Raw genomic sequence first — 13,136 nt, forward strand, 5'->3', positions numbered from 1 at the left:
TATTATGTTGACGGAACCGGAGTAGCACAAGATTTCCCAAAAATAAAGTTCTAAAATAGCTTTATAGGTAACCTATTTATTGTATCCAAATTAAAGAGAGCCTTCAATAAATAGACACCTTAAGTTAATGAGGTTAGCAAATTAAACTTCTATTTTTTATTTAAGAATAGAAGAGCAATGAAAATATAATTTTTAAAAACATCTGGCTGTACAATTATCACAACCATCCCTTTACCTTCATCAAATTCTCAATATGTGCAAAATGATGCTTACTATGCCAAGCATAAATACCTATATTCTTTTTTAAAGGCACTTCTTCATTATGTTCTGGATGTATAAAACACTTGTTTAAATCTGCATTGCTCAAACTTTTCAATAGATACACCAGTTTAAAGTGAATGGCTTTTAAATGGTGTATAGACATTTCTATTGGTGCATTTTTAGCATCGTCTAATTCTGCCCAAAGCTGTTCGTAATAATATTTAATAACAGGATTGTCTTCTGTTAAAGCCCATTTAAAACGGATATAACTATGATGATGACTATCTGCAAGATGATGTATTACTTGTCTAATAGTCCAACCTTCAGGTCGATATGGCGTATCTAATTGCACATCATTTAAGGAGGTTACTAGATTTTCTAAGCGATTAGGAAAATGTTCTAATACAGCAATCCATTCTTCAATATGTTGTGCTGTTATATGCTCTGGACAATGAAATGGCCCAATAGGAAATCTAAGTTTTTCTAAGTCTGAATGTATCATCCTTAAATATAAAAAAAGCACCTCAAAAGAGATGCTTTATCATTATAATTAATATGCTCAAGTTTAATTTTTCTTTTCAGAATAAGCTTTAATAAATTTTTTGGCGCTATTATTTCGATTGTTAAACGTTAATGCTTTTTTATAATTATTAAAAGCTTCCAAGCTATCTCCACTGCGCAAATAGGCATCTGCTAAACTGTCGTAAGCATTGTCGCTTTCTGGGTATAATGCCACATTCATCTGAAACACATCTATAGCATTTTGGTATTCTTCCTCTCTTAACAATCCATAGCCAAGTGCATTAAATTCTTTTTCATTAATGAGAACACTTGTAGAATCTTGCTTTTTAATCTCTAAAAAACCAGCAAGCGCATTTTTATAATCGCCATTTTTTAAATACATACTTGGTGTTTTAAAAGTATCTGTAACTTTTAAATAATCGTAAGTAATATTGTTTTCATTATCTTCTGCAACAATAGACAGATACTGTTTGTTTGTTTCTGGATGTTTTACAAAACGTAGTTTTTTATACAGATCTACTATAAAAAAAGTATTTCTATCTATAATTACTGGTTCTATTTTATCTGCTCCACGCCATTTTAAAAACAGTTTATTATTTTCATAAAATACTTCAATAACATCATCTTGGTTAAACAGGTATTTACCCGATGTTTCTTTAATAAATTCTGGAGTATAGTTTACATTTTTGGAACAACTTACAGCAACTATTGCTAGCAAGAAGGAGAATATTACAATTTTAGTTTTCATTTTTGATGGATTTAGAATAACATATAGAGCAAAAAAAAGTCTCATTATATTAATGAGACGATAATTTTTAAATATTGTTACTATTTTATTCTAATTAAAAAAAGCTAAGCTTCTATACCTTTAGAGTTGTATCCTTTTGCAACTGTAACAGCAGTTTCAATATTTGTGAATTTTCTGATTTCAGATTTAAAAAAAAGTTTTTCAAACATGATATTTATTAAGCTGCCTTTCGCTTGACCAACCACATAATAACTTTGTAAATTATATGAATTTTTAAAAAACTTACTCCAATCTGCAGCCATAACAGAATAGGAATTCACGCGATTAGAAATGAAAATTAAATCGGAGCCATCGGTTCCATAAAAAGAAGCCAAATCCATAGTAATGCATTCACCATGCATTTCCCACGAGAAAACAATTCCTTCCGCTATTTCGGAAACCACATAACCATCGAAAAGAAAAATATTTCCGAATGCATAATTAAGCTCTCGTAAAACTTCGGAATATAGGCCTATTTTTTTAACACTTTTCATACTGTATAGATTTGGGATTAATACAATTAGGATTCAAAGTTAGGAATTTAAAGACCGTACAAAAAATAATTTAAGCCCTTAATCTAAAAAAAAATAGCACTGTGCACTTCAACCGAAATATCCTCTTATTGAAGGAAAAATAACATGTTTCATCGAGTGGTATCTAACAAAAAAAACGCCTCATTTAACAATGAGACGTTTTTTAAATTTATTTTGAGTGCTTTCTATTTCACATCCATTAACTCGACATCAAAAATTAGAGTTGCATCTGGTGGAATTACTCCTCCAGCTCCTGCGCTACCATAACCTAAGTGGCTAGGTATTACAAAACGTGCTTTGTCACCAACTTTTAACAATTGAATTCCTTCATCCCAACCAGAAATAACTTGACCTACTCCTAATGGAAACTCAATTGGTTCTTTTCTTTTATAAGACGAATCAAATTCCGTTCCGTCTGCTAATTGTCCTTTATAATGTACAGAAACTGTTTTTCCTTTTTCTGCTTTTGCTCCAGAACCTTCTTGTAAAATTTGGTAACGTAAACCACTTTCGGTTTTTTTAAATCCTGCTGCAATTTTATCTAAAGCTTCATCTTGACTTGCTTTAGCTTCTGCTAACATTTTTTCACGTGAACCTTCAAAAGTTCTAAAAGCTTCCACTGCATTAAATGCTTCCGCTTCTGCTCCTACTCTTACAATTTCTAATGATTCAATAGCATCTCCTTGTGCAATAGCATCTACTACATCTTGTCCTTTTACTACTTTACCAAAAACAGTATGATTATTATCTAACCAAGGTGTTGCAATGTGTGTAATAAAAAACTGACTCCCATTGGTTCCTGGTCCTGCATTTGCCATAGATAAGACTCCTGGAGTATCATGTTTTAAATCAGGATGAAATTCATCCGCAAATTTATATCCTGGATTTCCTGTTCCTGTTCCTTGAGGACAACCTCCTTGAATCATGAAATCTGGAATTACTCTATGAAATTGTAAACCATCATAATAAGGAGTTCCTTGTGGTTTTGCATTGTTTTCTAAGTCCCCTTCTGCTAAAGCAACAAAGTTACCTACCGTTCCTGGTGTTTTTTGATATTCTAAAGCTACTAATATTTCGCCTTTAGTTGTATTAAATTTTGCGTATAATCCGTCTTGCATCTTATTGTTTTTTAATAAAGTGCAAAGATAGGCAATGATTTGAGATTTACGAATAACGAATAAGAATTTTTGAAGAACTACAGGCATAATGTGATTCTAATAACATCTAGTCCATAGGTTATTGCAAACGTATTTCTATTATTATCTAATACTTGAAGTAATATGATATAGGATAGGTATCCTTATTTTTGATACAGTTTTTTACAATTAATAAAGGCTGTAATTACTGAAAATTATAAAGCAAAACTCTGAAGATTCCACACAAAAGACATTATTCGTTTATAAATTCACTTAAAATTTTCTTAGCTTTGAAATCAAATTAATAAATAATATGAGCGTTTTTTCGAAGCTATTTGGAAGTAAACAGAAAGAAAACAAATTAGAAGATGATAAATATATTGAAACTATAATCAAATCTAGTGAAGATGTGCCTTTAGGGATTTCTAACAACAATTTAATTTACGTTGGATATAACGAACTTGGCGGTTACTATTACTTACAAACATTCATTATTGGACGCTTAAAAAGCAAAACAAAGGAAGGTGCTAAAATTATCATTGAAGGAAATGATTATACCTTAGAGCTAAATTCAGATATGTTAGAATTTGAATCGGAACCAGCTACACCATTAGATGCTTATATTACCAAGATTGATTTTGAGATTGAAAAATCGGCTGTCGAGAACCTAAAGAGATCTACAATGAAACAACTAACCCTTATTATTAAGAAAAAGGAAGTTGTTTTTACGGTAAAAAATGAAGAGTAATTCCTTTTTCAGACTCCTTTCTTAAGAAAAGACAGCGTGAAGAACTTACTCTTCCATATTTTTTAACACATTATATAAAGTAACCTTACACTAGTTCGCGACTTCGCTAATAAACTTAATTCGGTAAAGACGTAGTTCTTCGTCATCATAATCGCCATCAAATTCATCAATGGCAGCATCTATTTTGTCCGTTTCCGATTCCATAAAATAATCATGAATCTCTTCTTGCTGATCTTCGTCTAAAAGATCATTAATCCAATAATCAATATTTAGCTTGGTTCCTGAAAACACAATAGCTTCCATTTCTTTTATAAATGCAGCCATTTCCATGCCTTTTGCCGAAGCAATATCATCTAATGGTAATTTTCTGTCTACGTTTTGAATGATATAAAGTTTTAATGCAGAGTTCATTCCTGTAGATTTAACAATCATATCGTCTGGACGAATGATATCGTTTTCTTCTACATAACTAGAAATAAGGGCAATAAAATCTTTACCATATTTTTTAGATTTACCATCACCAACACCATGCACATTAGAAAGTTCTTCTAAAGTAATAGGATATTTTAAAGACATATCTTCTAAAGATGGATCTTGAAAAATAACAAATGGCGGTACACCAAGTTTCTTTGCGTTTTTCTTTCTTAAATCCTTTAGCATAGCCATTAATGTGGCATCTGCAACTGCGCCGCTTCCTTTGGCTGCAGTAATTATAGAATCGTCTGTTGTTTGGTTAAAAACGTGATCTTCGGTCATCATAAAAGACGTCGGATTCTTAATAAAATCTCTACCAGCATCTTTTAACTTAATAACACCATAGGTTTCTATGTCTTTCTTTAATAATCCTGCAACAAGTGCTTGTCTTATTAAAGCCATCCAATAAATTTTATCGTGACTTTTACCTTTACCAAAAAAGGGTTGTTCGTTTGTTTTATGCGAATTTATTAAGGCATTTTCATTACCTGTAATAACATTTACTAAATCTTTAGATTTGTATTTTTCGTTCGTACTAGCTACAACTTCTAATGCTAGTTTTACTTGTTCTTTTGCTTCTTGCTGTTTTTTAGGATGACGAACATTATCATCTAAATCGCCTCCTTCACCCGTTTCATTATCAAACTCTTCACCAAAATAATGAAGAATAAATTTTCTTCTAGAGATAGAAGTTTCGGCAAATGCCACAACTTCTTGTAATAAAGCATGACCTATTTCTTGTTCTGCTACTGGTTTTCCAGACATAAATTTCTCTAACTTCTCTATATCTTTATAAGCATAGTAAGCTAAACAGTGTCCTTCTCCTCCATCACGTCCAGCTCTTCCTGTTTCTTGGTAATAACTCTCTATACTTTTTGGTATATCATGATGTATTACAAAACGAACATCTGGTTTGTCAATTCCCATTCCAAAAGCAATGGTAGCAACAACAACATCAATGTCTTCCATTAAAAACATATCTTGATGTCTCGATCTTGTTTTGGCATCTAAACCTGCATGATAGGGTACTGCTTTAATACCATTTACTTGTAAAGCTTGCGCAAGTTCTTCCACGCGTTTTCTACTTAAACAGTAAACAATACCAGATTTACCATCGTTTTGTTTAATAAAACGGATAATATCTGCATCAACAGTTTTGGTTTTTGGACGTATTTCGTAATATAAATTGGGTCTATTAAAGGATGCTTTAAAAGTGGTAGCATCCGGCATACCAAGATTTTTCAATATATCTTCTTGCACTTTTGGTGTTGCAGTTGCGGTAAGACCAATAATTGGAATATTATCACCAATACGCTCAATAATACTTTTCAGATTTCTGTATTCTGGTCTAAAGTCGTGTCCCCATTCACTAATACAATGGGCTTCATCTACAGCCATAAATGAAATTTTAACAGAACGAAGAAACTCTACATTATCTTCTTTTGTTAAAGATTCGGGAGCTACATATAATAGCTTAGTAACGCCGTCTGTAATATCTTGTTTTACCTGTTTTACTTCCGTTTTATTTAAGGAAGAGTTTAAAACATGAGCAACACCATCGTGTTCAGAAACACTTCGTATGGCATCTACTTGATTTTTCATCAAAGCAATTAAAGGAGAAACAACTATTGCTGTGCCTTCATGCATTAATGCTGGTAATTGGTAACATAAAGATTTACCTCCTCCTGTTGGCATGATAACAAATGTGTTTTTGCCAGACAAAAGACTTTGTATTACATCTTCTTGTAATCCTTTAAACTTACTAAATCCAAAATACTTTTTTAGGGAGACGTGTAAGTCTTTTTCAATAATTGACATGTATTGTTTTTAATATTAAAATTATAATAAAAATACACTAATTTATTTTTGCTATTAATTAGTAGTGTATATAATCAAGCTCATTAATTTTTAGTTAACTTTGCATCACATTTTTACTGTAAGAAAATTGTAATAATATTGACCAACATTAAAGATAAAAAAATCTTTACTAGCAACAACTTAAAAAACTCATAAATTTTGAGCAATACACATTCTATTATATCTACAGCCAAGCAAACTATTGAGTTAGAGAGCAAAGCAATTTTAAATTTATCTAGTTTAGTTAATGATGATTTTGCAGCTGCCGTAAACCTTATGTACCACGCAAAAGGTAGGGTTATTATTACAGGAATTGGTAAAAGCGCCATTATTGCTACAAAAATTGTTGCTACACTAAACTCCACAGGTACGCCTTCCATTTTTATGCATGCGGCAGATGCCATTCATGGAGATTTAGGATTAATTCTTAAAGATGATGTAGTTATATGTATTTCTAAAAGTGGAAACACACCAGAAATAAAAGTACTTGTGCCTTTAATAAAGAATGCTGGTAATAAAATGATTGCTATTACAGGAAATAAAGATTCCTTTTTGGGGCAACAAGCAGATTATATTTTAAACGCTTATGTAGAAAAAGAAGCTTGTCCAAACAACCTTGCTCCTACTACAAGTACAACGGCACAACTAGTTCTTGGGGATGCTTTAGCGGTTTGCTTATTAGAATTACGTGGTTTTTCTAGTAAAGACTTTGCCAAATATCATCCTGGAGGTGCATTAGGTAAAAAATTATATTTACGTGTACACGATATATCTTCGGTAAACCAAAAACCTAAAGTTTCGCCAGACACAAGTATTAAACAAGTAATTGTAGAGATTACCGAAAAAATGCTTGGTGTAACTGCGGTTGTCGAAGATGAAAAAATTATAGGAATTATTACCGATGGTGATTTACGTAGAATGTTAAGCAAAGTGGACGATTTTTCTAAACTTACTGCAAAAGACATTATGAGTGAAAATCCAAAACGAATAGATGCTAATGCCATGGCTGTGGAAGCTAAGGATGTTATGGAAACCTACGGCATTTCGCAAATACTAGTAGAAGACAATGGTAAATTTGCAGGAGTGGTACATGTACATGATTTAATAAGAGAAGGAATTTTATAATGGCTAAAAAAAATGTAAACGAGATGTCTTTTCTAGATCATCTTGAGGATTTAAGGTGGCATTTAGTTCGCATCAGTATTGCAGTAGTACTTTGTGGTATTGTGGCTTTTTTGTTTAAAGGTTTTATTTTTGACGTTATTATTCTTGGACCAAAAGAAATGTCTTTCCCAACCTACAGATGGTTATGCAGCGCAAGTCAATTAATAGGAATAGAAAACTCCTCTTTTTGCGGAGAAAGCTTTCCGTTTGAAATTCAAAGTAGAACCCTTGCCGGACAATTTTCTGCGCATTTATGGACTTCGGTTTATGCTGGTTTTATTGTTTCTTTTCCATATATACTCTATCAATTGTGGTCTTTTATAAGTCCGGGAATGCATGAAAACGAACAGAAACACTCAAAAGGTTTTATTATTGTTTCCTCTTTCTTATTTTTTCTAGGAGTCCTTTTCGGTTATTATATAGTAACGCCATTATCCATCAACTTTTTAGGTACCTATTCGGTAAGTCAAGAAGTACATAACGATTTCGATTTAGCTAGTTATATTGGTTTAGTTAGAGCAACTGTTATCGCTTCCGGATTAATTTTTGAGCTTCCTATTATTATCTACTTTTTAACTAAAGTAGGTTTAGTGACGCCTCAATTCCTAAAAAAATATAGAAAATACGCATTAGTAATCGTACTAATTCTTTCGGCAATTATAACACCGCCAGACATTGCAAGTCAGATCATTGTTGCCATACCCATATTAATACTGTATCAAGTAAGTATTTATATTTCAAAAATTGTAGTAAAAAACGAAGCAAAAAAATCTTCAGATAATAAAATTAAAAAGCATGTCTAATATAGTAACCGAATTTAATGAATATCGTTCTAAAATGAATGATAAAATTCTAGCAGATAATAATAAGGTAATCAAACGTATTTTTAATTTAGACACTAACGCTTTCGCGGAAGGCACTCTAGATAAAAAAACAAAAGAGTTACTAGGCCTTGTAGCCTCTATGGTTTTACGTTGTGATGATTGTGTAAAATACCATTTAGAAGCATGCCATAAAGAAGGATTAACCAAAGAACAAGTAGTAGAGTCTTTAAGTATTGCTAATTTAGTTGGTGGTACTATTGTCATTCCGCATTTACGAAAAGCATACGAATATTGGGATCTTTTAGAAGAAGTACAAGGTTAAACTTTACTTAAAGTACTAGTGTACATACCATAGTATTTTGGTTTTTACTATTTTTAACAACAATAAATATACCCCATGAAACTTAGAGCAGAACATTTAATGAAGTCCTATAACGGAAGAAAAGTGGTGAAAGACGTTTCTTTAGAAGTAAATCAAGGAGAAATTGTTGGACTTTTAGGACCTAATGGTGCAGGAAAAACGACTTCGTTTTATATGATTGTTGGACTGATTAAACCTAATGGTGGAAATATATATTTGGACGATACCAATATTACCAAATACCCAATGTACAAGCGTGCTCAAAACGGAATTGGGTATCTAGCGCAAGAAGCTTCCGTTTTTAGAAAATTAAGCATTGAAGATAATATTTTAAGTGTATTGCAACTTACCAAATTAAGCAAGAAAGAACAGCATGACAAAATGGAATCGCTTATTGAAGAGTTTGGTTTAGGGCATATCCGTAAAAGTAGAGGCGATTTACTTTCTGGTGGGGAACGTAGACGTACAGAAATTGCTCGCGCGCTTGCTACAGATCCAAATTTCATTTTATTAGATGAACCATTTGCAGGTGTAGACCCAGTTGCTGTAGAAGATATTCAACGTATTATAGCCAAGCTGACTAAAAAGAATATTGGTATTCTTATTACAGATCACAACGTACAAGAAACACTTGCTATCACAGACAGAACCTATTTAATGTTTGAAGGTGGTATTCTTAAAGCAGGAAAACCAGAAGAACTTGCAGCAGACGAAATGGTACGTAAAGTATATCTAGGTCAGAATTTTGAATTACGTAGAACGAAGCTAGATTTCTAACAGCCTAAGGCTGATTTGATTATTATTACTCTTGTGGAATTGATTATTTACTCAAAATAAATCTCAAATTCTCATACTAACCATAATTCCTATAAATTACACAGTTCTCCTCTTAAGCTTAAGAGGAGAATGAATTTTAGTTTTCTTTTTTGAAAACTGGAAGAAAGAGGAGTTTGATATTTACAAAATAGCTTCGCATTTTAAGTCAAACTCTCTGAATTTTATTTCATAAAACACACCTCTCTTTAACTAAAGAGAGGAGCAATTAATTAGTGTTTTTGTTTTAATAAGAATAATTATACTCGTAAAAGGTTCTCCTCTTAAGCTTAAGAGGAGAATGAATTCTAGTTTTCTTTTTTGAAAACTGAAAGAAAGAGGTGTTTGATATTTATAAAATAGCTTCGCATTTTAAGTCAAACTCTCCGAATTTTATTTCATAAAACACACCTCTCTTTAGTTAAAGAGAGGAGCAATTAATTAGTGTTTTTTTTTAATAGTAATAATTATACTCGTAAAAGGTTCTCCTCTTAAGCTTAAGAGGAAAATGAATTCTAGTTTTCTTTTTTGAAAACTCGAAGAAAGAGGAGTTTGATATTTATAAAATAGCTTCGCATTTTAAGTCAAACTCTCCACTTATTATTTCATAAAACAAATATCTCTATAACTAGATAGACGAGCTCGCAACAATTACTGTTAAGTAAAAACAAAAAGTGTTTCTAATACTTTTTTAACTTTTGTACATAATTCAAACCTTCATCTAAATACAGTCTTAAATAAACTAATTTAGACGTGTTGGAACCTTCAGTAAAGTATACCATTTTAATACTCATACTTTTTGCTCCTTCTCTATAATATGTTGAAGCTCCTGTTATAGTAATATCCCCTTCTATGTCTTTATAAATTTCGTCTTTTAACGCTTTATAACTATTAGTTAGCCATACATTTTCTTCACAGATTAAATTCTTTAGAATCGAATTATCTTTTGTTACTAAGTAACGTAATAACTGATCTGAAATTGCTAATACTTTAGGGTTAACGTCTATTAAGTTAAAATATCTATTCTTACTAGAATAAGAAGTTTCGTCTTTATGCCAAATGTCATTTAATCTTGAAAACTGTAAAACTTTGTAATCTGGATCTATGATTATTTTTTTTAGATTCGTTTTCGAAAAAGTATATGTGTCATTTTTATAAGAAAAAGCTAAAGAGTGTTTTTCTTTAGAGCCATCTATAAGTTCTTTTACAACTTCAACTTTAGTGTCATTTATAGTAAATCCGTTAATAATCAAACTATTATCGGTTTCCGTTATAAAAAAATCTGGAAGTGTATTACTATCTATCAAACGTAACTCTTTCTGCATTAAAAACTCTTGAAGTTCATCTAAAGAAACAGTTGTATTACCTGTAGCTTTTTCCTTATAAAATTTAGATAAATCAGTATAGAAGCTCTTATTTTCTTTTTCATTATATAAAAACAAAAGTGTTGAAAAACTATAACTAATAACCTTTTTATCTTCTTTTTTTATTTTTTTTGAAACTAAGCTAGCTTCTCTAAAACCCTCACTTCTATATCCTTTTTTGTTTAATAAACTTTTTAATTCTTTATCTTCATTTTTAAAGTCTAGGTATTTTAAAGACATATATTCTGCAATTCCTTCTGTTAAAACAGACTCTTTAAAACGCAAACCAGTAACTCCCCAAAATAAGTGAGCAACCTCATGTGCAAGCAAACGTTTTTCTAGTCTTGCTGTATCTTTTAACATTTTAGAATTTAAAAGAATAACATTATCAAAGGTTTTCCCTAAAAGGGTTTTACTAATAAATGGAACAAATATTATTTTTGGTTTTCTATTATGCTCTGGATAGGACTGTAGATAAAAATTGTAAGCATCATTGATTACACCTAATATATCTTTTACTTTTCCTTGACTTTCTTTAAACCTATTTAAGTTGTAAACGTCAAACCCTTCAATTTTACTATTGTAAAAATCACCAGCTATAATTGGCGGAGGGTATAAATGAGCTTTTTTTAAATCTTCTTTACTAGGATATATTAGTGTATATTTTTCTGGTAGTTTAGTTTCTATATTAAATGCCCTTCTTTCACCAAAATCTTTTTTTAAAGTTACTAGATAACTAATGGAAGCTAAAAAGAAATCTTTAGTCATTCTATAACTGTCTGTTTTCTCTTTTAATAAGTTTATTGTAAAACTAAAATCATTCGTTTTTGGTAGGTATTTTTTATAATAGACTTTACCCATCTTAACGTTTCCTTTTAATAATGCTTGATCTTTATGAAGCAATATTCCACCATTTGCAACTATGGTATCTATCTGCTTATCTAAATTTGAAATGGTATTATTAACATATAAATTTCCATAACGGTCTACTTCTACGTTTGCAGTAATGGCCTTTTCTTGACTAGAAGAATTAATTGTAGTTAAGAAAAACAGAAATATTAAAGCTTGAGCATTTCTTACTCTTTTAGTGTGTAAAACGTTCTTCATATAGTGATATTCTTTTCATTTTTTATAAGATTAATGAAATGCTTCGGAAACCAAAATGATGTGATTTTGTTCTATTCCGAAGTAATTCCTTGTAATTTAAACTTTTTTTTTCGCAAAAGGTGCATCTAAAAAATTTCGTAAAATAAATCGTTTCTATTCTATGAATAAGGCTAATTAGCCAGGAAATATTTCAGAAACACCTCCTATTTCTTTCCTTTTAAAATATAAGTTTCTTTTTATTTTCAGAAAAAAATAGCTTTTACATTAAAACATTTCATATCTTTATGATATCAAAATAATATCATTTTAAATAAAACTATATGAACCAAGAAAAAATAATCAGACCAATTAATGGCTATTTCATTTTAGCAATAACTATTGCCTTAATTATTAGTAGTATCTATTTCACTTTTACAACAGAAAATCCGGAACATGCATTACTACTAATCGTTGCTATTATATTATTTAAAGGATTTGTTCTTGTTAACCCTAACAATTCTAGAGTTTTACTTTTATTCGGAAAATATATTGGTAGTATAAAATCAAACGGCCTTTTTTGGGTAAACCCATTGTACAGCAGAAGAACTGTTTCTTTAAGAGCTAGTAATTTTGACAGTGAACGTTTAAAAGTAAATGACAAATTAGGAAACCCAATAATGATTAGTACTATTTTAGTTTGGCGCGTTACTAATACCTACAAGGCATCCTTTGATGTGGATAATTATGAAAACTTTGTTAGAGTACAAACAGATGCAGCGGTAAGAAAACTAGCGAGTATGTATCCCTATGATAATTTTGCAGACGAAGGTCATGTAGAAGATATTACGTTACGTTCTAGTGTAAATGAAGTTAGTGAAGCACTTGAAAAAGAAATTGACGAACGTTTATCTATTGCAGGAATTGAAGTGTTAGAAGCAAGAATAGGTTATTTAGCTTATGCACAAGAAATTGCAAGCGCGATGCTTAAAAGACAACAAGCTACAGCTATAGTTGCTGCAAGACATAAAATTGTAGAAGGCGCTGTTAGCATGGTAGAAATGGCATTAAATGAATTGAGCAAAAAGAATATTGTAGATTTAGATGATGAAAGAAAAGCTGCAATGGTAAGCAATCTAATGGTGATACTTTGTGGCGATAAAGAGGCGTCTCCTGTTTTAAATACAGGTACTTTAAATCAATAATATA

Annotated in this window: 12 protein-coding genes; 6 read left to right on the forward strand and 6 right to left on the reverse strand. The window is 31.0% G+C overall.

All coding sequences use genetic code 11. From position 1 onward, the window contains the following. Positions 1-217: 217 nt before the first annotated feature. The 4 genes from FG167_RS00460 to FG167_RS00475 form a co-directional block, all read right to left on the reverse strand. Positions 218-763: a YfiT family bacillithiol transferase gene (locus FG167_RS00460; RefSeq protein ID WP_203459539.1), complete on the reverse strand. Its 546-nt coding sequence runs from the start codon at positions 761-763 to the stop codon at positions 218-220. Positions 764-826: 63 nt separating this feature from the next. Next, entirely contained in the window at positions 827-1,531 is a 705-nt protein-coding gene (locus FG167_RS00465; RefSeq protein WP_203459540.1) for a M48 family metallopeptidase, read from the reverse strand. Between the two features lie 104 nt (positions 1,532-1,635). Further along, positions 1,636-2,064: a hypothetical protein gene (locus FG167_RS00470; RefSeq protein ID WP_203459541.1), complete on the reverse strand. Its 429-nt coding sequence runs from the start codon at positions 2,062-2,064 to the stop codon at positions 1,636-1,638. Between the two features lie 224 nt (positions 2,065-2,288). Then, positions 2,289-3,221: a peptidylprolyl isomerase gene (locus FG167_RS00475; protein ID WP_203459542.1), complete on the reverse strand. Its 933-nt coding sequence runs from the start codon at positions 3,219-3,221 to the stop codon at positions 2,289-2,291. Between the two features lie 331 nt (positions 3,222-3,552). Here FG167_RS00475 and FG167_RS00480 point away from each other — a divergent pair, with 331 nt between their 5' ends. After that, complete coding sequence (locus tag FG167_RS00480; protein ID WP_203459543.1) at positions 3,553-3,987, forward strand: hypothetical protein; 435 nt, start codon at positions 3,553-3,555, stop codon at positions 3,985-3,987. 90 nt (positions 3,988-4,077) lie between these two features. Here the strand turns inward: FG167_RS00480 and FG167_RS00485 are convergent, their stop codons facing one another. After that, positions 4,078-6,279, reverse strand: a complete 2,202-nt coding sequence (locus FG167_RS00485; protein ID WP_203459544.1) for an ATP-dependent DNA helicase RecQ — start codon at positions 6,277-6,279, stop codon at positions 4,078-4,080. 198 nt (positions 6,280-6,477) lie between these two features. Here FG167_RS00485 and FG167_RS00490 point away from each other — a divergent pair, with 198 nt between their 5' ends. From FG167_RS00490 to lptB, 4 genes are all read left to right on the forward strand, one after another. Further along, positions 6,478-7,443 carry an SIS domain-containing protein gene (locus tag FG167_RS00490; RefSeq protein ID WP_203459545.1) on the forward strand — a complete coding sequence of 322 codons (966 nt, stop codon included), beginning with the start codon at positions 6,478-6,480 and terminating at the stop codon, positions 7,441-7,443. Then, a complete protein-coding gene (gene tatC / locus FG167_RS00495; RefSeq protein ID WP_055445319.1) occupies positions 7,443-8,285 on the forward strand; it encodes a twin-arginine translocase subunit TatC in 843 nt (280 codons plus the stop codon). Before FG167_RS00490 ends, tatC begins: the two co-directional genes overlap by 1 nt. After that, positions 8,278-8,628, forward strand: coding sequence for a carboxymuconolactone decarboxylase family protein (locus FG167_RS00500; protein WP_055445318.1), 351 nt, complete (start codon positions 8,278-8,280; stop codon positions 8,626-8,628). The genes tatC and FG167_RS00500 overlap by 8 nt, the downstream gene beginning before the upstream one ends. A 75-nt stretch (positions 8,629-8,703) precedes the next feature. Further along, positions 8,704-9,444 (forward strand): LPS export ABC transporter ATP-binding protein, encoded by a 741-nt coding sequence (gene lptB, locus FG167_RS00505; RefSeq protein ID WP_203459546.1) that lies wholly within the window; start codon positions 8,704-8,706, stop codon positions 9,442-9,444. A gap of 716 nt (positions 9,445-10,160) precedes the next feature. Here lptB and FG167_RS00510 read toward each other — a convergent pair. Further along, positions 10,161-11,951, reverse strand: a complete 1,791-nt coding sequence (locus FG167_RS00510) for a hypothetical protein (protein WP_203459547.1) — start codon at positions 11,949-11,951, stop codon at positions 10,161-10,163. Between the two features lie 320 nt (positions 11,952-12,271). Between FG167_RS00510 and FG167_RS00515 the strand changes: the two genes are divergently transcribed. After that, on the forward strand, positions 12,272-13,132 hold the full coding sequence (locus FG167_RS00515) for an SPFH domain-containing protein (protein ID WP_203459548.1): 861 nt from the start codon (positions 12,272-12,274) through the stop codon (positions 13,130-13,132). Positions 13,133-13,136: the final 4 nt, after the last annotated feature.

Source organism: Lacinutrix sp. WUR7 (assembly GCF_016864015.1).
GTDB lineage: Bacteria > Bacteroidota > Bacteroidia > Flavobacteriales > Flavobacteriaceae > Oceanihabitans.

Coding starts and splice junctions, on each gene's coding strand:
- FG167_RS00475 (WP_203459542.1), bottom strand. CDS start 3,221: ATGCAAGACGGATTATACGCAAAATTTAATACAACTAAAGGCGAAATA.
- FG167_RS00470 (WP_203459541.1), bottom strand. CDS start 2,064: ATGAAAAGTGTTAAAAAAATAGGCCTATATTCCGAAGTTTTACGAGAG.
- FG167_RS00510 (WP_203459547.1), bottom strand. CDS start 11,951: ATGAAGAACGTTTTACACACTAAAAGAGTAAGAAATGCTCAAGCTTTA.
- FG167_RS00500 (WP_055445318.1), top strand. CDS start 8,278: ATGTCTAATATAGTAACCGAATTTAATGAATATCGTTCTAAAATGAAT.
- lptB (WP_203459546.1), top strand. CDS start 8,704: ATGAAACTTAGAGCAGAACATTTAATGAAGTCCTATAACGGAAGAAAA.
- FG167_RS00515 (WP_203459548.1), top strand. CDS start 12,272: ATGAACCAAGAAAAAATAATCAGACCAATTAATGGCTATTTCATTTTA.
- FG167_RS00465 (WP_203459540.1), bottom strand. CDS start 1,531: ATGAAAACTAAAATTGTAATATTCTCCTTCTTGCTAGCAATAGTTGCT.
- FG167_RS00460 (WP_203459539.1), bottom strand. CDS start 763: ATGATACATTCAGACTTAGAAAAACTTAGATTTCCTATTGGGCCATTT.
- FG167_RS00480 (WP_203459543.1), top strand. CDS start 3,553: ATGAGCGTTTTTTCGAAGCTATTTGGAAGTAAACAGAAAGAAAACAAA.
- FG167_RS00485 (WP_203459544.1), bottom strand. CDS start 6,279: ATGTCAATTATTGAAAAAGACTTACACGTCTCCCTAAAAAAGTATTTT.
- tatC (WP_055445319.1), top strand. CDS start 7,443: ATGGCTAAAAAAAATGTAAACGAGATGTCTTTTCTAGATCATCTTGAG.